At 65.6% G+C, this 23,798-nt stretch carries 20 protein-coding genes; 15 read left to right on the top strand and 5 right to left on the bottom strand.

Translation table 11 applies throughout. The annotated features are described in order from the left end of the window. Positions 1–61 precede the first annotated feature (61 nt). The 4 genes from BKA07_RS03845 (at position 62) to BKA07_RS03830 (ending at position 3,465) form a co-directional block, all read left to right on the top strand. Positions 62–478, top strand: coding sequence for a hypothetical protein (locus tag BKA07_RS03845; protein WP_167949726.1), 417 nt, complete (start codon positions 62–64; stop codon positions 476–478). Continuing rightward, positions 475–1,860 (top strand): tripartite tricarboxylate transporter permease, encoded by a 1,386-nt coding sequence (locus tag BKA07_RS03840; RefSeq protein WP_167949725.1) that lies wholly within the window; start codon positions 475–477, stop codon positions 1,858–1,860. Before BKA07_RS03845 ends, BKA07_RS03840 begins: the two co-directional genes overlap by 4 nt. 164 nt (positions 1,861–2,024) lie before the next feature. Then, a complete protein-coding gene (locus BKA07_RS03835) occupies positions 2,025–2,933 on the top strand; it encodes a sulfite exporter TauE/SafE family protein (protein ID WP_167949724.1) in 909 nt (302 codons plus the stop codon). 73 nt (positions 2,934–3,006) lie between these two features. After that, positions 3,007–3,465 carry an RrF2 family transcriptional regulator gene (locus tag BKA07_RS03830; RefSeq protein ID WP_167949723.1) on the top strand — a complete coding sequence of 153 codons (459 nt, stop codon included), beginning with the start codon at positions 3,007–3,009 and terminating at the stop codon, positions 3,463–3,465. 24 nt (positions 3,466–3,489) lie between these two features. Here BKA07_RS03830 and BKA07_RS03825 read toward each other — a convergent pair whose 3' ends face one another. Next, positions 3,490–4,512, bottom strand: coding sequence for a LysR family transcriptional regulator (locus BKA07_RS03825; RefSeq protein WP_245161827.1), 1,023 nt, complete (start codon positions 4,510–4,512; stop codon positions 3,490–3,492). An 88-nt stretch (positions 4,513–4,600) separates the two neighbouring features. On the opposite strand from BKA07_RS03825, the gene BKA07_RS03820 reads away from it, so the two are divergent. From BKA07_RS03820 to BKA07_RS03810, 3 genes are all read left to right on the top strand, one after another. Next, a complete protein-coding gene (locus BKA07_RS03820) occupies positions 4,601–6,139 on the top strand; it encodes an aminotransferase class I/II-fold pyridoxal phosphate-dependent enzyme (RefSeq protein WP_245161826.1) in 1,539 nt (512 codons plus the stop codon). A 298-nt stretch (positions 6,140–6,437) separates the two neighbouring features. Further along, positions 6,438–8,150, top strand: coding sequence for a sigma-70 family RNA polymerase sigma factor (locus BKA07_RS03815; RefSeq protein ID WP_167949722.1), 1,713 nt, complete (start codon positions 6,438–6,440; stop codon positions 8,148–8,150). A 264-nt stretch (positions 8,151–8,414) separates the two neighbouring features. Beyond that, positions 8,415–9,938, top strand: a complete 1,524-nt coding sequence (locus tag BKA07_RS03810; protein ID WP_167949721.1) for an MFS transporter — start codon at positions 8,415–8,417, stop codon at positions 9,936–9,938. Between the two features lie 35 nt (positions 9,939–9,973). Here BKA07_RS03810 and BKA07_RS03805 read toward each other — a convergent pair whose 3' ends face one another. Further along, positions 9,974–10,744 (bottom strand): GntR family transcriptional regulator, encoded by a 771-nt coding sequence (locus tag BKA07_RS03805; RefSeq protein ID WP_342448986.1) that lies wholly within the window; start codon positions 10,742–10,744, stop codon positions 9,974–9,976. A gap of 205 nt (positions 10,745–10,949) precedes the next feature. On the opposite strand from BKA07_RS03805, the gene BKA07_RS03800 reads away from it, so the two are divergent. From BKA07_RS03800 to BKA07_RS03770, 7 genes are all read left to right on the top strand, one after another. Further along, a complete protein-coding gene (locus BKA07_RS03800; protein WP_167949719.1) occupies positions 10,950–13,022 on the top strand; it encodes an oxidoreductase in 2,073 nt (690 codons plus the stop codon). Positions 13,023–13,026: 4 nt separating this feature from the next. Continuing rightward, the gene (locus tag BKA07_RS03795; protein ID WP_167949718.1) at positions 13,027–14,043 is read left to right on the top strand and encodes a proline racemase family protein; all 1,017 of its coding nucleotides are present in this window, start codon (positions 13,027–13,029) and stop codon (positions 14,041–14,043) included. A 136-nt stretch (positions 14,044–14,179) separates the two neighbouring features. Further along, positions 14,180–15,118 (top strand): ABC transporter permease subunit, encoded by a 939-nt coding sequence (locus BKA07_RS03790; RefSeq protein ID WP_167949717.1) that lies wholly within the window; start codon positions 14,180–14,182, stop codon positions 15,116–15,118. A 2-nt stretch (positions 15,119–15,120) separates the two neighbouring features. Then, positions 15,121–15,987, top strand: a complete 867-nt coding sequence (locus BKA07_RS03785; protein WP_167949716.1) for an ABC transporter permease — start codon at positions 15,121–15,123, stop codon at positions 15,985–15,987. A 5-nt stretch (positions 15,988–15,992) separates the two neighbouring features. After that, positions 15,993–16,865 carry an ABC transporter ATP-binding protein gene (locus BKA07_RS03780; RefSeq protein ID WP_167949715.1) on the top strand — a complete coding sequence of 291 codons (873 nt, stop codon included), beginning with the start codon at positions 15,993–15,995 and terminating at the stop codon, positions 16,863–16,865. Continuing rightward, the gene (locus tag BKA07_RS03775) at positions 16,862–17,809 is read left to right on the top strand and encodes an ABC transporter ATP-binding protein (RefSeq protein WP_167949714.1); all 948 of its coding nucleotides are present in this window, start codon (positions 16,862–16,864) and stop codon (positions 17,807–17,809) included. The genes BKA07_RS03780 and BKA07_RS03775 overlap by 4 nt, the downstream gene beginning before the upstream one ends. After that, entirely contained in the window at positions 17,809–19,353 is a 1,545-nt protein-coding gene (locus tag BKA07_RS03770; RefSeq protein ID WP_167949713.1) for an ABC transporter substrate-binding protein, read from the top strand. The genes BKA07_RS03775 and BKA07_RS03770 overlap by 1 nt, the downstream gene beginning before the upstream one ends. Before the next feature lie 59 nt (positions 19,354–19,412). On the opposite strand, the gene BKA07_RS03765 is transcribed toward BKA07_RS03770, so the two are convergent. Then, positions 19,413–20,372, bottom strand: a complete 960-nt coding sequence (locus BKA07_RS03765; RefSeq protein ID WP_167949712.1) for a quinone oxidoreductase family protein — start codon at positions 20,370–20,372, stop codon at positions 19,413–19,415. A gap of 116 nt (positions 20,373–20,488) precedes the next feature. On the opposite strand from BKA07_RS03765, the gene BKA07_RS03760 reads away from it, so the two are divergent. Further along, positions 20,489–21,118: a TetR/AcrR family transcriptional regulator gene (locus tag BKA07_RS03760; RefSeq protein ID WP_167949711.1), complete on the top strand. Its 630-nt coding sequence runs from the start codon at positions 20,489–20,491 to the stop codon at positions 21,116–21,118. Positions 21,119–21,192: 74 nt separating this feature from the next. Here BKA07_RS03760 and BKA07_RS03755 read toward each other — a convergent pair whose 3' ends face one another. After that, on the bottom strand, positions 21,193–22,401 hold the full coding sequence (locus BKA07_RS03755; RefSeq protein ID WP_167949710.1) for an FAD-binding oxidoreductase: 1,209 nt from the start codon (positions 22,399–22,401) through the stop codon (positions 21,193–21,195). Further along, positions 22,398–23,705 carry an aromatic ring-hydroxylating oxygenase subunit alpha gene (locus tag BKA07_RS03750; RefSeq protein WP_209043852.1) on the bottom strand — a complete coding sequence of 436 codons (1,308 nt, stop codon included), beginning with the start codon at positions 23,703–23,705 and terminating at the stop codon, positions 22,398–22,400. The genes BKA07_RS03755 and BKA07_RS03750 overlap by 4 nt, the downstream gene beginning before the upstream one ends. Between the last annotated feature and the right edge of the window lie 93 nt (positions 23,706–23,798).

Here is a 23,798-nt window from a genome sequence, read left to right as displayed (position 1 = left end):
GGACCGCCCCGTCCCCGGCCCACCAGCAGGAACACGACCCAACAACAGAAGGCAGGCGAAGATGCCACAGCTGCTCGAAGTCTGGAATGACACCGTCGATTCGAAACACCTCGTCGGCGGCATTGCGATCGGAATCGGGGTGGCGGTTCCCGCCTATCTCATCGCCGACCACCTCTTCACGACAGGCGCAGGCGATGCGGAGCTGGGGCACTCCTATGCTCTGCTGATCGGAATCGTCGGCTGCATCGTCGGTGCCGTGATCGCCGGGCTCCTCTTCAAACCCAAACGAGTGGTCACCCAGTCCGCGGCCGACACCCGCAACCGGCAGGAGGTCATCGACGAAGTCGTCGAGGAGTACGGCGATCTCGGCGATCCCCGCGACCTGAAACCGGCGGTGCAGGAGGAGATCCGAGCCCTCGGACTCTTCGACGCCCTCGTCGAGAACCACGAGAACCGCGCGAAAGGTGCGCAGCTGTGAGCGCGGAGCTGTTCGAACCGATCCTGTGGGCGATCGGCATGGCCCTCCTGGCCGCGGTGCTCTTCACCGGAATCGGCCTCATCTCGGGCACCGATGAGACCGCGATCGTCGCGCCCCTGGCGCTCCTCGTCATCCTCATCGGAGTCCCGCCCGCCGGCGTCATCGCCTTCTTCCTCGCAGCAATCATCGCCAAGCACATCTCACACGCGGTCCCGACGACGCTGCTGGGGATACCCGGCGACACCACTGCGGTGCCGATGCTGCGAGAGGCACAGCTGCTGCGATCTCTCGGCGTGCCCCACATCGCCCTGCAGAAGGCCATCTCCGGCGGCGTGATCTCGGTGATCATCGCGATTCCGCTGTCGATCCTCTTCGCCCTGATCCTGACTCCCTTCGCCGAGGCGATCGGTGCGGCCGCGCCGTGGATCTTCATCGCTGCCGCGATCCTGGTCGCCTATACCTCGAAGGGGAAGCTCGCGGCCGTCGTCGCTCTGGTGCCCTTCGTCCTCATCATCGTCGGCCTGCAGGCGTTCATCCTCGAACAGGAGGAGGCGACGTTCACCACCTCCTTCTTCCTGGGCATCGCCACCGGGCCGCTCATCTTCGACCTGTTCTCCGCCCTGTCGCCCGCCGGGCGTCGATCGATGGTCCAACCGGGCAAACGGGAGTTCGACCTGGCCCCCGATGTTCGACCCGAGGGCGGCGGCAGGCTGCCGAACCCGTTCAAGGTTCTGGACCGTGAGCAGTTGGCGTACACCGGCGGTTCGGCGACCATCACCAGCGCCACCTTCGTCTTCTCTCCCGTCGCCATGGCGGTGCTCATGGGCGAGATCGCCGGCAGTCGGATCAAGAACGGCTTCCACCGTCTGACGACGGTCGTGTCCGTGAGGAACGGCACCACGGAGTCGACCTATATCGCCGAGACCCTGATCCCGCTGATCGCGATCGGTCTGCCGCTCTCACCCATGGCCGCGGGACCGGCGGCACCCTTGTTCAATGCCCCGCCCGTGTACACCCTCGATGCGGAGACCGGGGAGACGAACAACCTGCACGACCTGCTCTCGACCGGTGAGTTCGCGCTCTTCGCGGTCATCGCCGCGGTCATCGCGATCGTCATCGCCTACCCGTTCGTGATGCGAAACGCCCATCGGGCGGCGACGTGGGTGATGAAATCGGTCTCCCACGAAGCGATCATCGCCGGCTTCGTCGCACTCATCTGCGTCATCTGCCTCTACGAGGGCGGGCTGCTCGCCCTCGGCGTGACCGTCACGGTGGGACTCGTCGGCGGCCTGTTCAATCGCATGATCGGCATGCACGCCGGTGTCCAGTTCATGGGCTACTATGTCGCCGTCCTCACGGTTCCGGCGATCCTGGCGCTGTGACGCAGGAACTGGCGCTGTGACGAGCCTGCCAGACGCCGCCCGAGCACGATCCTGGCGCTGTGACGCACAGCGTCAGGAACCGTCACAGAAATTCATAGTCTAGTAAATCACTCAACTTACTGGTTATGGTGTGGACAATCACCCTCGGTTGAAAGGTCACCACCATGCGCCAGCTCATCGTCCTCGGGCTCGTCGGGCTCCTCGCCCAACTCATCGACGGCTCCCTCGGCATGGCCTATGGGGTGACCTCGACGACCCTGCTGCTCGCGGCCGGAGTCGGACCGGCAGCAGCCTCGGCAGCAGTGCACTTCTCCGAGATCGGCACCTCGCTGGCCTCCGGCATCTCCCACCACAAGTTCGGCAACGTCGACTGGAAGACGGTCTCGATCCTCGCAGCCCCGGGCTTCGTCGGAGCCTTCGCCGGTGCCACGTTCCTCGCCGGCCTCAGCGGGCACGCGGCCACGCCATGGGTCTCGGGCATCCTGCTGCTCCTCGGGGCCTATGTGATCTGGAGGTTCCTCGCCCTCGGTGGCCGTCGCCCCGTGTTCAAGGGCCGTCCGGGAGCGCCGCTGCTCGTGCCCGTCGGCCTCGTCGGAGGCGCGCTCGATTCCATCGGCGGGGGCGGCTGGGGCCCTGTCGGAACCACCACGCTCCTGTCCTCGGGGCGGTTGGAGCCCCGCAAGGTCGTCGGCTCGATCGACACCAGCGAATTCGTCGTCGCCGTCGGCGGCTCTCTCGGGTTCCTGTTCGCCCTGGGATCCTCGGGCATCGAATGGCCCATCGCCGCCGCCCTCCTCGTCGGCGGGACCATCGCCGCCCCCTTCGCCGCCTGGCTGGTCAAGATCCTGCCGGCTCGGGTCCTCGGGGTCGCGGCCGGTGGCATCATCATCCTCACGAACGTCCGCACGATCGCCCTGGCACTCGGCGCATCAGTGACGACGGTCGCGGTCATCCTCGCGGTGCTCGCTCTCGTGTGGGCCGGGCTCATCGCCCAGGTCGTTCGGCTCCAACGCAGGTCCCGCCGCGCCGAGGCCTCCCGCGAAGCCGAGGTCGAAGTCGCCGCCGGAAGCTGAGGGGTGTCCGGCGCGCGCCTGTGACGGCGGGCTTGTCGGGGCTCGCGACTGAGCGCGCTGTTACCATGACGGCATGCGGGTCACCACGAAATCCGACTATGCCCTGCGGGCGCTGATCGAAATCGCCAACGTCAGCGACGGCGGCCCCATCAGCGCCGATGAGCTCGGGAGGCGACAGGAGATTCCGAAGGGCTTTCTCCAATCGATCCTCGCCGATCTGCGCAGAGTCGAGATCGCGGCCTCCGTGCGCGGGAAGTCCGGCGGCTGGAGACTGACGAAGCCGGCCAGCGAAACGACGGTCGCCGATGTCATCCGCGCCGTCGACGGACCCTTGGTATCGATCTACGGCCAGCGCCCCGAAACCGTCGAGTACGACGATGCCGCCGCCTCCCTCCAGCAGGTGTGGATCGCGGCCCGCTTCGCCCTCCGGGACGTCCTCGAGCAGGTGACCATCGAAGCGCTGGCCTCGAAGTCGCTGCCCGCCGAAGTGACCGAGAGGGTCGCGATCGAAGACGCCTGGCAGCCGCACTGACCAATCACAACCGCAAAACGATCGTCACCGCCACTGCGCGGTGACGATCCCGACGTCGGCGACCACCTCGGCGATGGCGGCATTGTGGGCGGCGACGATCGGGTCATGCCGACCTCCCTTCGCGCTCGACGCCGCAGTCTGCGAACGCGACACGAGGAGCACGTCGCGGCGGCAGGCGTCCATCGGCATCGGGATGATCTCGACCGTCGGGTCCTCCGGCACCGAGGAGTCGGGGATCACCGCGACTGCCAGCCCAGCCGCGATCATCCGGATGATCGCCGCGTAGTCGTCCATCCGCATACCCACCCGCGGCTCGAAGCCGGCCGCGACACAGAACGATCTGACCACCTCGTCGATGGCATCACCCGGGTCGATGCTGAATGCCCAGGTCTGCGACACCAGCGCCGCGAGGTCGGGCATGCCGTGCTCATCGAGGGCGATCGGTCCGACGGATCTCGGCACGCAGAGGGAGAGCCGCTCCGAATACAGGTGCTTGGCCGTCAGGGTCGCCGGGATCCACGACTTGTCGATGTCGGTCGAGACGAGCAGGGCCAGGTCGAGGTCGCCGGCCTCCAGCCTGGCGACGAGCTTCGCGTGCTCATCCATGGTCACGTCGAGTGCGGCGGTCGTCATCTCCGCGGGTGCGGGGTTCGGCGCGGCCATCTCGTCGTAGGTCCGCCACCGGGGGCGCTTCTGCAGTTGGTTGTGCAGCTTGGGGATCACGCGGGCACCGACCGTCGGAACAGCTCCGATCTTGACCGGGACCGCCTGGGCCTCGCGCCACAGGGCCACCTCGGCGCCGAGGCGGTCGCACAGTCCCAGGATCTCGATCGCCCGGGAGACGACCAGGTCGCCCACGACCGTCGGGTGCGAGCCGCGGGGACTTCGTTCGAGCAGGGTCGAGCCGAGGACCCTCTCGAGGTTGCGCAGGTGATGATTGACCGTGGGCTGGCTCCATTCCAGACCCGTCGCCGCGGCCGCGACCGAGCCGGATTCGGCGATCGCACGCAGAGCGATCAGCCCGCGAGTATCCAGGGGTTCCATCATCCTCCGATCTTAAGCTCAATAGTGTGTATTCATCAGTTTAGGAAAGTTGGTATTCTCCCGGCAAGGCTTCGTTTTCTAATCTGAAGCTATGACTGTGCACCAGGATTCCCACATGCCCTCCGTCTCGGACCGATCGGCCCTCCGGGGGAGCGCGACGACCCACGCACCCTATGCCGATGCTCTGGCAGCGGCGGCCGAGCGTGATTCGCTGTTCCTGTCCACCCCCGGACACGGCGGCACCACCTCGGGAATCTCTGCAGGTCAGGCCGAATTCTTCTGCGAGCACATCCTCTCCCTGGACATCCCCCCACTCTTCGACGGCATCGACCTCGGCGTCGACACCCCGAAGGACGAAGCCCTGCAGCTGGCAGCCGAGGCCTGGGGCGCTCGGCGCACCTGGTTCCTCACCAACGGCTCCTCGCAGGGCAATCGGATGGCCGCGCTGGCGGTCGGCACCCTGGGCACGGGCGTCGTGACCCAGCGCAGCGCCCACTCGAGCTTCATCGACGGACTGGTACTCGCCGGACTCAACCCCGGCTTCGTCTACCCCAACGTCGACGAGGTCAACGGCATCGCCCACGGAGTCACTCCGGACTCGCTGCGCCATGCCATCGCATCACACCCCGAGAAGGTCTCCGCCGTCTACCTCGTGACCCCCAGCTACTTCGGCGCCGTCGCCGACGTCAGTGCACTCGCCGATGCGGCCCACGAAGCCGGCGCTGCCCTCATCGTCGACGCCGCCTGGGGTGCCCACTTCGGCTTCCATCCGGACCTGCCCGAATCCCCGGTCACCCTGGGCGCCGACATCGTCATCATGAGCACCCACAAGCTCGCCGGCTCATTCACCCAGTCCGCGATGCTCCACCTCGGCGACACCGATTTCGCGAACCGTCTCGAACCGGCACTGGCCCGTGCCTTCATGATGACGTCATCGACGAGCGAGAACGCCCACCTCATGGCCTCGATCGACATCGCCCGCCGGGACCTCGTGAACTCTCAGGACGCGATCTCCGATTCGTTGGACAACATTCGTCAGATCCGCGCCCGGATCGAAGGCTCCGAGCACTATCACCTGCTGTCCGGGGACTTCATGAACCATCCCGATGTCGTCGACATCGACCCCTTCCGCCTGCCCATCGACATCACCTCGACCGGACTCGACGGACATGCGGTGCGCAAGCGCCTGACCGAGGACTTCGACATCTTCGCCGAGATGGCGACGGCGACCACCATCGTCGCCCTCATCGGCATCGGCAAGTCCCCCGATCTCAGCCGCCTGTTCGACGCGCTCGACCAGATGCGCCTCGAGGGCTCCGGGGCCGGCCCCGCCGAGGCGGTCGCGGCGTCGGCCGGCATCCCCGCCCTGCCGAGTGCGGGAAAGTTGGTCGCCCTGCCGCGCGATGCGTATTTCGCGGACTCCGAGCTCGTTCCCGCCGCCGAGGCGGTCGGTCGCACCAGCGTCAGCTCCCTGGCGGCGTATCCGCCCGGAATTCCGAATGTCCTCCCGGGTGAGGAGATCACAGCGGAGACCGTGGAGTTCCTGCAGACGGTCGCCGCGAGCCCGACGGGCCATGTCCGCGGTGCCCTCGATCCCGAACTGGCCACATTCCGCGTCCTCAAGGACTGACGCACTCGCGACCGCCGCAGTCCGGGACGACCATACCCCGGGTCAGCTTGAGTCCGGGACGCCCTGAGTCGACGGTCTCTGCCCGGGTCGGTACGGTCATTCCAGGCAGTCGGCCGGGTCGGCTCCGGCAGTTCACATTGCGGTACTGACTGCAAACGAGACTTGTCTCCGCTAGAGTCTCCTCCGAGAGTATCTCCCACCATGGGAGCAGGCTTCCCGTATTCTCACCGCTGTAGCCGAAGCAGACTGCAACGTCGAGTGGCAGCCTGCATGACGAAACCGATTGATTCAGGACCGGATGGACGCGCAAGGACATCAACCAGGGGAAGAACTCGCCGACTTCACCGAGGGAGAACTCCTCTCCCTCATCGACGCCGGTACCGCCGGCGCCTACTCGGAGATCTACCGCCGCTACGTCGACGATGCTGTGGCCAGAGCGGCCTCTTCCCGCACTGGGACCGGGTCTTCCGGCCCCAGCGCCGAAGCCCGCTATATTGCCGACGACGCCTTCCTCAGCGTCCTCAGATCCCTGCTGGATGGGACAGCTGACACCGCCGAGGGCCTCAGATCGCTGGTGGACGACGCGATCGACGCGCGTCTGGACGAACTGGATTCCTCCGGTGTCCCCTCGATCGGGAACGGCGCGTCCGTCGACGCTTCTGCTGTCGAGGCGGATCGCATCCTGGCTGCGCAGGCACTCTCGACTCTGCCCGACAACTGGCAGCGGATCCTCTGGCTGCGGGGGGTCGAGCACCTCTCGCTGAAGGCCGCGGCCGACCGGCTCCACATCACCACCGCAACCGTCGAACGGCTGTCGACCCGTGCCCACCAGAACCTGCAGAAGGAATGGGAGCGCACCCGGAGCGACAAAAGTGCCCTCACCGCCGATCACCGCTCCACCCTGATTCCGGCACTCCTGACCTCTCCGATCGTCATCGAGCGCCTCTCGGGCACGATTGCGCACACGACCCCCGAGGCAGCTCACCCTCCGACCATCGGTGCAGTCCCGGACACAACGACGCCGGCCGAGGCGGTCCCCGACGAAGACGCATCCGCCGAGGCGGCCCCCCGCGATGCCGCATCCGCCGAACCGGTCTCCGACGATGCCGCCGAAGAGTCGCCATCGGAGGGCACCGCGAGCACAGCAGCAGCCGTTTCGGCCGGGACCGGCGAAACCGGCGCCCCCGCCGCGGCTTCTGCGGCTTCGAATGCGGCGCCGGCTGCGGCCGCGACTGCAGCCATCGGAACGGTCGAAGCCCCCGAGCGTTCGGCTTTCACCATGCCCAAGCCTGTGCTGATCCCTGTGATCGCAGCCTGCATCGGCCTCCTCGGGACCCTCGTCGGCCTCGCCATCGTGCCGCAGCAGACCGAACCCACGAACTTTCAGCCCCGGAGCTCGACCTCCAACGTCTCGACCACGGACAAGGGCACGGACACCGAGAGCCGCGACCCGCAATCGCCGGACGATGAGAGTTCGGACGGGCGCCGAGGAGAGCCCCGATCAGAGGACTCGAAGGCAGCCGACCCGGACAGCCCGAACGAGACGGGCGAGTCGGCCCGCGGCTCCGAGGATCGAACAGACGATTCGCCGACGGGGGACAAGGACGGCGACGACGGCGACAGCACAGACGACTCCGGGGCGAAGAACCCCGGAGACCCGAGCCCTCCGGATTCCGATCGACCGGACCCCGAGGCCCCGTCCGACACCCCGCCGCCCGAGACGCCATCCGATCCATCGCCATCGGAGCCTGACGACCCTGAGCCGACCCCGAGCGAGCCTCCGGAGACAGAAGACCCGAGCGAGCCTCCGGAGACGGAGGACCCACCCGAACCGACCGAGCCGGACGAACCGCCCCCGTCGGACACGGAGACACCCGAGGACCCCTCGACCCCTCCGGCCGATTCGGATGCGTCCACGTCGGACCAGTCCGATTCGGATTCGGAGACCGACGCGGACACTCAGACAGCCTCGGACACAGGGGCCGATTCGGATTCGGAAACCGCGAATTGAAGCACTGCCCGGCGTCCGCCCTCGCGACGTCGGCGTCCTTCACCGTCTGCCGTGTCTATGACCTGAGACCACTGGCTTCTGTCGGCCGAACCCCGGAACTCATGCCATTTTCGGAAATTTGTCGTGATCTGGCTCACCATTTTTCTTGACACGGGTGTTTAATCGAGTAACGATGTTCTGCATTGTCGAAAACCGATCGCCCCAGGCTCGACGAGCCCTGCAGGCGATGGATACCCGAATTGCATCGGAAACGAGGAACCGCTGATGTCAGAAGGACTCGAAACACCTGCCGCCAAGGAGAACAGACCCTCTCGCCGGGGACGGAAGGCCCTCAAGAAGAAGCGTCTGGAAGCCGACCACTGCATCGTTGTCGAGCCCCGGTCCATCCGCACCGCAATCGGAGGAACAACTGTCGGCAACTTCATGGAATGGTTCGACTTCGGCGTCTACGGCTATCTCGCTGTGACCATGACGTCCGTCTTCACGGAGGGCATGGACAGGCAGATGGGTCTCCTCGTGACTCTGCTCGGGTTCGCGGTCTCCTTCCTCGTGCGTCCGCTCGGCGGCATGGTGCTCGGACCGCTCGGTGACAAGGTCGGACGCCAGAAGGTCCTCTTCTTCACGATGGCCACGATGGCCACGGCCACCGCCCTCATCGGCGTTCTGCCTACGGCGGCACAGGTCGGCCTGTGGGTGATCGTCCCCCTCTACCTGCTCAAGATGATCCAGGGCTTCTCCACTGGGGGCGAATACGCTGGAGCGACCACCTACGTCTCAGAATTCTCTCCCGACAAGTCGCGCGGCTTCTGGTCCTCCTGGCTCGACGTCGGGTCATATATCGGCTTCGCGGCTGGTGCGGGCACGGTCGCGATCACCACCGTCATCTCGACCAGTGTCGCCGGCGAGAACGCCATGGCCGACGGTGCCTGGAGGATTCCGTTCCTCATCGCGATTCCCCTCGGTGCCGTCGCCATCTGGTTCCGGATGAAGATCCCCGAGACCCCGAGCTTCGAAGCTAACGAGGCCGGAGGTCTCATCATCAAGGACAAGGACGATCAGTACGCCCGTCACGGCCTCATCGGAGTAGTCCGCCATTTCTGGAAGGAGATCCTCATCGGCATCGCCATCGTCGCCGGTTCGCAGACGGTCGGCTATGCTCTCACCAGCTTCATGCCGACCTACCTCGAGGAGACGGTCAAGGTCTCGAACGTCCAGGCCGCCGTGGTCACCATTCCGGTGCTCGTCATCATGTCCGTCTGTCTGCCGCTGATCGGTCGGCTCTCGGACAAGCTGGGCCGCAGGTTCGTCTTCCTCGTCGCATCGGGAACCACGATCGTCCTCATGGTCCCCGCCTTCGCGGTCATGCAGATCGGTGAGATGTGGGCGGTCACCATCGCCCTGTTCATGGTCGCCCTGCCCGCGGGCTTCTACATCGCCTGCCTGGCATCGGCTCTTCCGGCTCTGTTCCCGACGGCCTCACGCTACGGAGCCATGGGACTGACCTTCAACCTCGGCGTCTCACTGTTCGGCGGCACCACTCCGCTGTTCAGCCAGGCACTGATCGATCTCACCGGAAACTCGTACATGCCGGCGTTCTACATCATGTTCTTCTCCGTCATCGCCTTCGTGGCGGTGCTGTTCATGAGGGAGTCCGCCCACCGACCCCTGCTCGGCTCGTTCCCGACGGTCGCCACGCACGAGGAGGCGATCGAATTGGCACGGACCCAAGACGACAATCCCGACATCGATCCGGACACCATGCCGATCCCAGTCGTGAACAAGGCGTAACCGCCAACCACGCCCGGGCACGGTCGCCTCGGCGCTCAGCTCTCGTCCGGCACTGGGGCTGTGCGCTTGAAGAAGTAGAGATTGCGAGTGACGAGCTCCGTCACCTCATCGGCCCGGCCCTGCTCGATGAGATCGACGATGGCCGAGAGTTCGCGCGCCGAGGTCGTGTTCACCTCGTCGACTGCGCCCTGGGGCCGGAAGACTCGCGACTGGTCACGGAGCCGAAGACTGATGTCGGCGGCGCGTCGGCCCAGCCCGTATTCGAGCAGCGCCTCGTGGAAGCGACGATCGTGTGTGAAGAATCCTGTCGCATCACCCGCTTCGGCCGCAATCGCCGTCGCCGCGGCGTGCTCCCGCAGCTGCTCCAGTTGAATCCTGAGCGGCTCATCGGCAGCCTCCGCACCGTCGGGAGCGCCGGACGCCCCCTCGGAAGCGCCGGACGAACCGTCGGCGACGGGATCGGCTGGCTCCGCGCTCTCGGAACCGACGTGGCCGGCCGCTCGGTCGCAGAGCTGCCTGACCGCGGGGACCGCGAGCAGCACCCTGACCCGAGTGATCTCCTCGAGGTCGGACCAGGTGACGGGAACCAGACGAAACCCCCGGTTGGGCACGGCCTCGACGGTGCCCTCGGTGACCAGGGACATCATCGCCTCCCGCACCGGGGACAGGGACATGCCCAGCTGCTTGGCGAGTCCCGCTGCGGAGTAGATGCGCTCCTCATCGAGTTCACCGGCGGTGATGGCGTCTCGGATGATCCCCAAGGCCTGCTCGCGCAGCGAGGTGACCGGCCGCCTGTCTGTTTCCACGTTCTCTTCACCTCCGCAATCGTCGACCGTCTCGAAATCGCCACTGTCGGCGACTTCTTGCTCTTCGGCTATTGACAGCATAACCGCGGCACTCCACGATTGAGACAGGTAATCGGTAACCGATTACTCAGAGAAACCGACCGAGCCGCCCGTCGACCACGACTCGCCGCGGCGGCACCGCGTTCCTGCGACGAAGGAGGAACCAATGTCAGCAGACCCGCTGCTCCAGCCGTTCGAGTTGGGCCCGCTCACCCTGCGCAACCGCATCGTCTCCACCTCCCACGAACCCGCGTACACGGAGTCCGGGATGCCCAAGGACCGCTACCGCCTCTACCACCGGGAGAAGGCCCGCGGCGGGGTGGGGATGACGATGATCGGCGGCTCCGCAATCGTGTCGAAGGACTCCCCCGCGGCCTTCGGCAACATCGACCTGTCCACCGACGAGGTGGTTCCATGGCTCGCGGCACTGGCGCAGGACTGCCACGACGAGGGAGCCGCGGTGATGATCCAGACCACCCACCTGGGCCATCGTTCCTCGAACTTCGCCGGTTACTGGCTGCCGCTGGTCTCGGCCTCACGGACCAGGGAGGCCGCGCACCGTTCGTTCACGAAAGAACTCGAGGACTTCGACATGGATCGGATCGTCGATGACTTCGCGACCGCCGCCGCGCGCGTCGCCGAAGCGGGTCTCGACGGCCTCGAGATCATGCACGCGGGACACCTGCTCGACTCCTTCCTCGCGCCGTGGCTCAACTCCCGCACCGACGACTACAGCGGCGAGCTGGAGAACCTCATACGCTTCCCGCTGCGGATCATCGACGCAGTGAAGGCCGCCGTGCCCGAGGACTTCGTCGTCGGAATCCGCATGGCCGCCGACGAGCTGCGCGAGAACGGCATGCGCGAGGATCGGGCCACAGACATCCTCACCACCTACACCGAGCACGGCATCGACTTCCTCAACCTCAACGTCGGCATGATCAACTCCGACCGTGAACTCGCCGAGGCGATCCCCGGAATGGGCACCCCCTCGGCTCCGTGGCTCGAGACCTGCCGACGCATCCGCAAGGCCATCGACATCCCGGTCCTCCATGCCGCCCGCATCGCCGATGTGCCCACTGCCAGATACGCGGTCGAGGACGGCTGTCTCGATCTCGTGGGCATGACCCGCGCCCAGTTGGCGGATCCGTACCTGGTGAAGAAGATCGAGGAGGATCGCGAGGACGACATCCGCCCCTGCGTGGGAGCGAACATGTGCCTCGACAGCATCTACACCTCCGGTTCGGCGACCTGCATCCACAATCCCGCGGCCGGCCGAGAGGCCGATCTGCCCCAGGAGATCCGCCGCGACGCGAAGGGCGCCCCCAAGCACGTCGTCATCGTCGGTGCCGGCCCCGGAGGGCTCGAGGCCGCCCGCGTCGCGGCCGTCCGCGGACACCGAGTCACCCTGCTCGAAGCCGATTCCTGCCACGGCGGGCAAGTGCGCATCGCTTCCCGCTCGGAACGCCGCCATGACCTCATCGGCATCGTCGACTGGCGGCTCCAGCAATGTCGGAAGCACGGCGTCGACATCCGGTTCGACACATTCGCCGAGGCGGACGACATCCTCGCGCTGTCACCCGATGTCGTCATCATCGCCACCGGAGGCATCCCGGATTCCAGTTATCCCTTCCGTGAGGAGGGCCCGTCCTTCGACGTCTGGGATGTGATGAACGACAGCCTCCGACAGAAGCGGCGAGTCCTCGTCTATGACGATCACGGCTTCCATCCGGCCCTCGACGCAGTCGAACGCCTGGCCCGCAACGGCCAGCAGGTCACCTATGTCAGCCCCGAGCGCACCATCGGCATCGACGTCGGCTCGATGAATTCACCCGCCTATCTGCAGGTGTTCTCCGAATTCGGGGTCTCCGTCCACCTCGGGGAGAGACTGGCGGCGAAGCCCGTGGCCGCCGACAGGAGCGTGCACGCGATCCTGCGCAACGACTACTCCGACCTCGAGACCGAGGTCGAGACCGACGCCGTGGTCGTCGACTTCGGGACGACACCCAACGACGAGGTCTACTTCGCGCTCAAACCGGCCTCGAGCAACCTCGGCGAGATCGAGCTCGATGCCTGGGTGCACGGTCGTACCCAACCGGAGGCAGACGCCGCCGGAATCACCAGGAGCACCGGCGCCGAGGCGAGCGCCCCCTTCGCCCTCTACCGAATCGGTGATGCCGTCGCCTCCCGCAATGTCCACGCTGCGGTCCTCGAGGGACTGCGCGTGGGGATGGGGCTCTAGACCGATGCCGCTGGAGGCTCGTGAGGTCACCACGGTCGACTACCACACCGCGGGGGAGCCGTTTCGGATCGTGGCCGATCCACCGGTCCCGATCCCCGGCGCCACGGTGGCGGAGAAGCGGATGAACGCGATCGGCAGCGAGGAGATCGACGGGCTGCGTCAGCTGCTGGTCTTCGAACCGCGGGGCCATGCCGATATGTACGGCGGGTTCATCACCGCACCCGATGACTCGGGCGCTCATTTCGGGGTGCTGTTCTGGCACAGGGACGGGTTCTCGACCGCCTGCGGCCATGGCACGATCGCATTGGGCGCCTGGGCGATCGAATCCGGACTGGTCGTCCCCGATGACTCCGGCGTCACCGACGTGGTCATCGACGTGCCATCGGGCAGGGTGAGGGCCACCGTGCACACCGAGGCAGCGGGCCGGGTCACCTCGGTGGATTTCGTCAACGTTCCCTGTCGCCTCATTGCGGCGGGGATCGAGGTCGCCATCGACCGGGGTCCGGTCGCCGTCGATCTCGTCTGGGGCGGTGCGATCTATGCCTGCGTCGACGCAGACCTGATGGATCTCACCGTCGCGCCGGAGAACGTCAGCGAAATCATCGCCCTGGGCCGCCGGGTGAAGGCGGCACTGACACAGAATCCGCTGACCGCGCATGCAGGCGATGACCGCCTGAGCGGCGTCTACGGAACCATCTTCGTCACCCGCCCCGGCACTCTTCCCAGCGGTGAGCTCCACCAGAGGAACATCACGGTCTTCGCAGACGGTCAGGTCGACCGCTCCCCCTGCGGATCAGGCACCGCCGGGCGAATCGGCGCTCTCAGCGTCAGCGGTGAACTGGCCCCCGGGCAGACCCTGGTGCACGAGTCCGTCATCGGCACCCGATTTCGCGCCCGTGTCCTCGCCGAGGCTGATGAGGGCGTCATCCCGATCATCGAATCGACGTCGCACAAGGTCGCCACCTGCACGTTCACAGTCGACCCGCGCGATGATCTGGTGCCGGGCTTCATCCTGCGGTGAGCGCGCCGTCGATATCTGACACCGCATCACCACGGCAAGCCCGTCTGCCAGGAGACTTTTCCTATCAGAGCATTGTGTGCTGGTTCACATAAAGGTAGATTGAGCATACCTTTACTCATCGATGGAGAGAGTGGCCGTGGGCAAATACATCGCCAGACGCGTACTTCTCATGGTCCCCATCGTCCTCGGCGTTGCCACACTCTCGTTCGTGCTCATGCAGCTCGCTCCCGGCGATCCTGCTGCGGCCTACCTCGGCGACAAGGCCACTCCGGAGGCCGTTGCCCAGCTGCGACACGCATGGGGTCTCGACCAGCCGTTCCTCATTCAGTATGTCCAGTTCCTCGGGGGCCTCGTCATCGGCGACTTCGGTCCCTCGTTCATCTTCCAGACCTCCGTACTCGAGCTGCTCAAGCTGCGCATGCCCGCGACACTCATGCTTATGCTCGTCTCAGTCATCTTCGCTGTCGCCATCTCGGTTCCGATCGCGCTGTGGGTGGCAGCGACGAAGAGTCCGACCGCGGCCGTCGTCTCCCGGCTCTTCACCGCCACGGTCCAGGGCATGCCCGCATTCTTCGTCGGCACGCTGCTGATCCTCGTCCTCGGAGTGAATACGGGACTGTTCCCTGTCGGCGGATACGGGCGCAACCTCGGGGAACATCTGTATTCTCTCGTGCTGCCGGGGATCGCTGTCGCACTCACCATCTGTCCCGTGCTCATCCGCAGCCTGACCGCGGCGCTCAACGACTCCCTGTCGGCCGAGTACACGAACTTCGCGATGTCCAAGGGGTTGAGCCGGTCCAAGACTGTAGCCAACTATGCGTTCCGCAATGCCGGGATCACGGGAGTCTCGATCCTCGGCATCCAGGTCGGGCACCTCGTCGGAGGCGCCCTGATCGTCGAGAACGTGTTTGCGATCCCGGGTGCCGGTTCCCTGCTGATGCAGTCGGTGCTCGCCCGCGACTACAACGTGGTCCAGGCCCTGACCGTCGTCTTCGGCATCCTCGTCGTCCTCGTCTATCTGCTCACCGACATCGTCTACAGCCTCGTCGATCCACGCGTACGGCTGGGAGGGTGAGCATGTCCGCCGAACCTCTCGCACCCCAGGCCAGATTCACGATGCCGCTGCCGGCATTCCTCCGGCGCCACAATCTGCAGCTGTGGATCGGCCTGGTCATCTTAGGCGTCATTGTCGCGATTCTGGCGATCGGGCCCCTGTTCGTCACTGCCGATCCGAATCGTCAGGACCTTCTCAACGCCTTCGGTCCGTCCTCGCTCGCCCACCCCCTGGGCACCGATCAGCTGGGCCGCGACATCCTCTCCCGGTTCCTCAACGGCGGGCGCATCGATCTCATGGTCGCCGTCATCGCGGTCATCGTTCCGTTCATCGTCGGCACGATCTTGGGGTCTCTGGCGGGGTATTTCGGGAGGTGGGTCGATGTCGTCATCATGCGTCTGGCCGACATCGTCTCTGCGTTCCCCTTCTATGTGCTCGTCATTGTGCTGGTGTTCGTCATGGGAAATGGCATGGCCAGCATCTTCGTTGCGATCAGTCTCGTCTCCTGGGTCGCATACGCCCGCATCGTCCGCGGTGAAGTCCTCGTGCTGCGGGAAGAGGAGTTCATCTCCGCCTGCCGGACCAGCGGACTGTCGACGCCACGCATCCTCACCCGCCACGTCATCCCGAACACAGTCAGTCAGGGAATCATCTACGGCATGTCCGACATCGTGCTCAACATCGGCGTCGTCGTCACCCTCAGCTTCTTCGGCATGGGCATCGTGCCGCCGACAGCAGACTGGGGACAGATGATGAATGACGGACAGCAGTACATGGGCACCGGCCACTATGGACTCATCCTGTGGCCGGGATTCGCCGTCGTCCTCGTGTCTCTGGCCCTGGCGCTCATCGGTGACGGCCTGACCAACATCCTGAAGCCGAAGAAGTGAGCCTCATGAGTCCTGAACCCGTGACGACACAGCCCACGCAGTCCCGACCCACGGCGTCCCAGCCCTTGCTCGAGGTCGACTCGCTGACCGTCGACATCGACGGGGAGGTCGGCAGGCGTCGGATCCTCGACGATGTTTCGATCACACTCGAACCCGGGGAGCCGATGGGCCTCGTCGGCGAATCGGGGTCCGGGAAGTCGATGACCCTGCGCACCATTCTCGGGCTGCTGCCGCCTGCGGCCACTGTGGTCGAGGGCGAGGTCCGTTTCCGCGGGAAGAACATCCTCACCTCGGGCAGCGGTCGACGCTACGACCAGAACGTCCGCGGCACCGGAATCTCGATGGTGTTCCAGGAACCGGCGATCGCGCTCAATCCCGTGATGAAGGTCGGCCGACAGATCACCGACGCCATCGCCGAGCACAAGGGTCTGTCCCGACGCGCCGCGCACGACCTCGCGGTCGACCTCATGGACCGAGTCGGAATCGCAGACCCCGAACGCCGCGTCTCCGACTACCCGTTTCAACTCTCCGGCGGCATGCGGCAGCGCGTGATGATCGCGGCCGCCCTAGCCCAGGAACCCGAAATCCTCCTCTGCGACGAGCCCACCACGGCCTTGGACGTGACGATCCAGGCCCAGGTGCTCGACCTCTTCCGCACCATGCAGCAGAAGAATGGGCTGGGACTGCTCTACGTCACCCATGATCTCGCCGTCGTCGCCCAACTGTGCACGAGCATCAGTGTGATGAAGAACGGGCAGATCATCGAACGCGGGACCCTGCAGAGCGTCTTCGACGAGCCGCAGGAGGACTACACACGCACACTCCTGTCGGCGACTCCGCGGATCGACGACGGTGTACAGATCGCGAGAGTGAGATGAGCACACGACTGCTGTCACAGGACGACGCCTCCGGTCGAGGATCAGCCGCCGGCCCGAGCCCCTCGCCCGGGTCCGGGCTCAGTGCCGAGAACATCACCGTCATCTTCGGGCGGGGCGAGCGAGCCTTCACAGCGGTCGATGACGTCAGCCTCGAAGTCGCCCCGGGTGAGATCGTCGGCCTGGTCGGGGAATCGGGCTCCGGAAAATCCACGGTCTCCCGAGTCATCTGCGGCCTGCAGCGCGACTATTCGGGCGGAGTCTCCTTCGACGGCCGCGAGCTTGGACCGAAGCGCAGCGCCGAACAGTGGCGGGTCGTCCAGATGGTCTTCCAGGATCCCTTCGCCTCACTTGATCCCCGGTACACCGTGCGCAACACCCTCACCGAGGTGATCAGGCACCACAAGCTCGCCTCGGGCGCTGCGCTGAAGCGCCGATGCGTCGAACTCATGGACATGGTGCGCCTGCCGGTCGAATTCCTCGACCGCACACCCACGGCCATGTCCGGCGGCCAACGCCAGCGAGTGGCCATCGCCCGAGCACTCGCGGTCCAGCCCGAAGCGATCGTGGCCGACGAGGCCGTGTCTGCCCTTGATGTCAGCGTGCAGGCGGAGATCATCGCACTCTTCGCCCGACTGCGCGAACAGCTGGACCTGTCCATCCTCTTCATCTCCCATGACCTGGCCGTGGTGAGGAGTCTGTGCGAACGCGTCTGCGTCATCCACAACGGAGTCCTCGTCGAAAGCAGTTCGACGGCAGAGATCTTCGACAATCCCCGCGAGGAGTACACGAAGTCACTGCTGAGGGCCATACCGCGTTTCGACAGCGCCTTCCTCGATCGCGGCGCCGGCGACCCCACGAATGATCCCGCCAGAACCCCGACCGATACGACACGAGATTCCACCGCGCCACGACGGACCATCTCGGCGAGGGAAGGAGGCCGCTAATGATCGCCAGACACACGTCCAGATTCCTCGGAATCATGGCCGCCGCCCTGCTGATCCTCACCGGCTGCGGACCGGGCGACGACGGTCCTCCAGCCAACGGCGGCGACCTCATCTTCGCTCGCAGCACTGACGCCACCACCCTGCTGCCGCCGACCACGACCCTGAACTCCGACATCTGGACGCTGCAGCAGGTGTACGAGACGCTGACGCTGAACAAACCCGATGGGACAGGCGTCGTGCCGGGCCTCGCGACGGACTGGACGGAGTCGGAGGACAAGCTCTCGTGGACGTTCAATCTGCGTGAGAATGTGAAGTTCCACAGCGGCAAGGAGCTCACGGCCGACGATGTCGTCTTCTCCCTCAACTACGCGCGGGACGAAAGTGACGATGCCAATCTCTGGGCCGGCGAATTCACCCTCATCGACGACGTCAAGAAGGTCGACGACTCGACGGTGAAGATCGAGCTGTCCAAACCGTGGGGTCCGCTGCCCAGCTACATGGCCCTGTTCGCCGCCGCGATCTACCCGGACGACTTCGGCGGCCACGACGCCGAGTACATGGCAACACATGCCGATGGCACCGGACCCTTCAAGGTCCACTCCTGGACGAAGGGTCAAAGCCTCAAACTCGTCCGCAACGATGCCTACTGGCAGGAGGGCGTACCGAACCTGCACTCGGTGACATTCAATGTGGTCTCCGAGGACAACACCCGCCGATTGCAGCTCCAGGGCGGACAGGCCCACATCAACGAGGAACCTGCTCCCTTGAGCATGAGCACCATGGACCGGTCACAGGATGTCTCGGCCACGGCCTTCGAATCGACGAAGATCCTCTACTTCAACCTCAACAACAAGGTGGACGGCCTCGATGACCCGAAGGTGCGCCGGGCTATGTCCTATGCGGTCGACCGGAAGTCCGTCGTCGATGTCGTCTATGCCGGTTACGCGGATCCGGCGAGCTCCTTCATCTCCCCCGGCCTGACCGGCCATGCCGAGGGCATCGACGGCGGCGAGTACAACATGGACAAGGCCAAGAAGCTCATGGCCGAGTCCGACCACGCGGAAGGACTGGAGATCACGATCCAGATCCCATCCGGCGTGGCCGACCGTGAGCTGCTGGCGCAGATCGCCCAGCAGTCATGGCAGGACCTCGGTATCACGGTCCATGTGCAGAAACTCGACGATGCGACACTGACGACGAACCGCACCAACGGCGACTTCGAGGTCCAAGTCGGCTATGCCACCTCTGACGTCTCCGACACCTCGCAGATGATCAACTTCCTCGCGGTCACCGACGATTCGGGCATCCGCTCCGGCTACGGCGACCCGCAGGTCAAGAAGTGGTCATCGCAGGCCCTGGCCGAACCCGATCCCGAGAAGCAGAACGCGCTCTACGCGAAGATCCAGCAGAAGGTCGCCGACGAAGCGCCGATCATCCCGGTCGCCTATCAGAAGGCGCTGTACGGAATCAGCAGCGATGTCGTCGATTTCGAACCCTATGTACTGGGGACCTATGGTCTGCGGGAGGCCCAGCTCAAGAACTGACGTTCAGTGGGCAGCAACGCTTGGCCACAGAGGAATCAGACCACCCGGTGTTCGGCATCTCAGTGTTCGAGCACGATCTTTCCGGTCGTCGCACGGGATTCGAGCGCTGTGAAGGCGGCGCCCACCTCGGCGATGGGATACCGGGCGCCGATGGTGACCGAGAGGTCACCGTCTCTGATCCATGTGAAGATCTCATCCGTTCTGCCGCGGATCTCCTCCGGGGTGCGGACGTGGTCGGCGACGGTCGGGCGAGTGAGGAACAGTGAGCCCGAGGTGTTGAGGGTGTTGACGTCGACCGGTGGGACCGGACCGCCGGCATTGCCGACGACCACGATGGTCCCGCGGGTCCGCACTGCGGTGAGGTCGTTGTCGAAGGTCGTCGCGCCGACACCGTCGTAGATCACAGAAGCGCCGACGCCGTCCGTGACCTCAAGAGTCTTCTCCGCGAAGTCCTCGTAGCCGAAGACGTGGGCGGCTCCGTTCCTCCGGGCGGTCTCGGCCCTCTCCTCGGACGAGGTCGTGCCGATCACGGTGGCCCCCTTGAGCACGGCGACCTGGGTGAGCAGCTGGCCGAGTCCACCGGCCGCGGCGTGGACGAGGACGACGTCCCCGGTCGAGACCGAATAGGTGTCGCTCGTCAGATAATGAGCCGTGATGCCCTGCATGAGGGCGGCCACGGCGGTCTCGTCATCGATGTCGTCGGGCAGCACGACCGCCTTATCGGCCTGGACGAGTGCGAACTGGGAGAAGCTGCCCTGACCGCCGGTCATCCATCCGACCCGTGCACCGACCGCAAGGTCCGTGACGCCGTCGCCCACAGCGGAGATCCGGCCGACGCCCTCGACTCCGGCCCGGAATGGCGTGGGCAGTGCCGCACGACGCTGTACGACGTCGAGGAAGTTCACTCCCGACACGCTCAGTTCGACGAGGACCTGGCCCCGACCGAGCGTCAGGTCCTCGTTCTCCACCTGCACGTATGCCTCCGGGCCTCCGTGCTGCTCGACCTTGACGAATGTCATCGCTGCCTCCTTGGAATCGCTGCCGGAACTTCACAATGAAGCCCCTGTCCGGTGCACCCCGCAGGACTGCCCCGCGAGACTTCCCTCCGGAATCGGATCCGGACTATAGTCCGAATATGAGCGAGCATACCGGACCACAGTCCGCTTTTGGAAGGGCACTCCTCCCCTTGGCATCGACCGAGCCGCCGCTGCGCGCAGACGCCCAGCGGAATCGGCGTCGAATCCTGGATGCCGCCGGACAGCTCCTGACTGAACGGGGCGTCGCGGGACTGACCATGGACGAGCTGGCCAAGCGGGCTCGTGTGGGCAAGGGCACGCTCTACAGGAACTTCACCGACAAAGCGGGAATCGCCTCGGCGCTGCTCGACGATCGAGTCCGCGATATGCACGCGCGCATGCTCCAGGGCCCGCCTCCCCTGGGGCCGGGAGCACCCGGTGTCGAACGTCTGGCGGCCTTCGCCGAAGCGTACATGAAGCACATCACCGGCAATCTCGATCTCGTCCTCCTCACCGAGGCGTCGAGCCCCCGCGGCCGTTTCGACCGAGTGGTCTACCCCTTCTGGCGTCGCCATGTCGAGATTCTCGTCGAGGAGATCGACACCGAGGCCCCACGGCTGCGTGCCGAGGCGATCATGTCCGTTCTCTCGGCGGCTCAGCTGGAGCAGTGGCTGCGCGTCGAACACCACGAACTCGCCGAACTCATCCCCCGGGTGCAGACGATCGTCCTCGGCATCGCTGGTCACTGAACCGCGCACATCACGACACTGGAACCGCGCACATCGCAGGTCACTGAACTGCGCACGTCGCGTCACGGTGCGTGTCACCTCTCGACGACGAGATCACTCAGCGGGGTCGAGCAACAGGGCAGGAACTTGCCTGCCGCGATCTCCTTGGGCCGGATGCCACCGGCATGGTTCATCTCGACCTCACCACTGACCAGCACGGATTTGCAGGTCCCACACATGCCCTCCTCACAGGAGGAGGGAAAGACCATGCCTGCCTCCACGGCTGCGTCGAGGACGGTGGTCTCCCGGTCACAGTCGATGTGCTTGCCGCTGGAGGTGAACTCGATGCCGAAGCTCGACAGCGGTGACCCTCCTGCTGCGGTCCCTGCTGTGCCCGACGCAGACTCACCGGGTTCTGACGTGGCCGGCGCCTCCGCCTCGCGGCCCTTCCGCGCGAGCCGTTCGGCCGGGGATGTGGCGAAGACGAATGACTCCTCGTGCACCCGAGAGCCGAGGACGCCGAGCTCGTCGAGCATGATCCGAACTGCGGACATGTAGTCGGCGGGACCACAGACGAAGGTCTCGCGATCTGCCGGCTCGGGGACCACCTCGGCGAGGGTCCGACGGGTGATCCGACCACGTCGTCCGGCCCACACCTCCGCGGACGAGTCGCGCGAGCACATCGTCACGACACTGACCCCGGGAACCTCCGCGAGCTGCTCGAGCTCGGCGCGGAAGATGATGTCCTCGGGGGTGGCGGCGTTGTGGATGAGGACGATGTCGGTCGGGGTCCCGGCCGGTCGCGCCAAGAGGGATCGGACCATCGACATGATCGGGGAGATGCCCGAACCGCCGGAGACGAACAGATGCCTGTTCCCAGCGTGGAAGCTGGTGCTGAACAGCCCGTAGGGCCCGTCGACGTGAATGCGGTCGCCGACCTTGAGCACATCGTGCAGATGGGTCGAGACCGCACCGCCGTCGACGCGTTTGATCGTCAGCGTGAACGTGTTGGTGCCGAACGGCGCCGAGGAGATGGAGTAGCAGCGTTCGAGGCCGAGCTCGGGGACGCGCACGGTGACGTACTGGCCGGGCTCGAAGTCGATCCGGTTCAGCCATGGAGCGAAGAAGTCGAAGCTCGTGACATCGTGGGTCAGCGAGGTCCTCCCGGTGCACTCCACCATGCCCGTCAGGCCGTCGTCGGCAAATGTCTCACCGGCGTTCGCGGAGTCGGCAAACCTCGCGCGGTCGTTGGCGGCGGGCGAGCCGGTGTCGACTGCGGGGCCGGCGTTCTGTGACACGGTCATGGCATGCTCCTCTCTCCTGGCTCACCGTCACCGCGGTGGGCCTTGAGCCGTTCGATGTACCAGGTGCAGAATTCCTCGAGGTCGGCCTCCGTCGGGGCGTAGGGTCCGGGCAGGTAGGCCGGTGAGGAGATGCCCCGATGGGCCTTCGCGCACAGGGCCGCGTCCTGCTCGTTCGTCTTCTTCCACACGGTTGTGAGGTTCTCGACGTCGTAGTCGACGCCCTCGACGGCGTCCTCGTGCACCAGCCAGGTCGAGCGGACCAGTGTCTTATCGGGGCCCAGCGGCACGAGGGAGAAGGTGACCGCGTGGTCGCCCATGAAGTGGAACCAGGCGTTGGGCTGGGTGTGCATCGACAGCCGCCCCAGCTCTGCGGTGTCGAATTCGCCGAGGAGCCTCGCCGAGGCGGCCGCACCGTCCATCGTGTACGACTCACCCTTGCCGTCGAGCGCGGCCCGTTCGATCCGGAACCCGGTGGGGCGACCGCTGAGCTCCTCGATGAGTTCGGTCGGCAGGTTGTTGCGTTCGCTGTTGACGCGCAGTCGCTCCTCGGCGTCGAGGTAGCGCTGGTAGGCGGGCTTGAGGCGTTTGGGGATCTCCTCGGGCCTGTACCCGTAGGTCGGGAAGAAGGTGCAGGTCAGCTCGGGGTGACCGGCTTCGCAGTGGTAGCACTCGCGGTTGTTCTCCATGACGAGCTTCCAATTGGCGTGCTCGACGAGGTCGACCTGGGCGGCGACCTTGGTCCTGTCCAGGGCGTGCGGTTCGATGTAGGGAGAGATCCGAGCGGCCGCCTCGGCGAAATCCTCCGGAGGATCCTGCGCGAGGCAGATGAAGACGAGTCCCGAGACGACACGGACGTTGACCGAGCGCAGTGAGAAGCAGGTCCTGTCGAAGCCGGGAGCTTGGACGCCTGCGGACATGAGGTCGCCCTCGGGAGAATAGGTCCACTGATGGTAGCTGCAGACGATGTTGCCCACGGACCCGTTGGCCTCGGACAGGAGGCGAGCGCCGCGGTGGCGGCAGACGTTGTGGTGGGCGCGGATCTCCTCGTCGTCATCGCGGATGATGATGACCGAGTAGTCGCCGATGTCGATGGTGACGAAATCGCCGGGCTCGGGCACCTCGGCGGCGGCCGCCGCGAAGATCCAGGTCGAGGCGAACACCGCGTCGACGTCCCGGCGGAAGAACTCCTCGGACAGATAGAAGGGAGCGTCGAGACAGTACCCGGGTCGACGCTCATCGATGAGACGATCCGGGTCGAAGGTGCTGGTCGTGGTTCGGGGATCGACTTCGTATGCCAAAGTCATCGGTGTCACCGCCTCGCTGCGATTGCTGTTGCTTTCTGCCAGTGTCCGCCGGGAATCCTGCAAAGAAAAGCGAATCTTTTTCACCTGGACCGT

The organism is Brevibacterium marinum (assembly GCF_011927955.1).
Taxonomy (GTDB): domain Bacteria; phylum Actinomycetota; class Actinomycetes; order Actinomycetales; family Brevibacteriaceae; genus Brevibacterium; species Brevibacterium marinum.
Note: the sequence above shows the minus strand (reverse complement) of the source record. Positions and strands in the feature narration are given on the sequence as shown.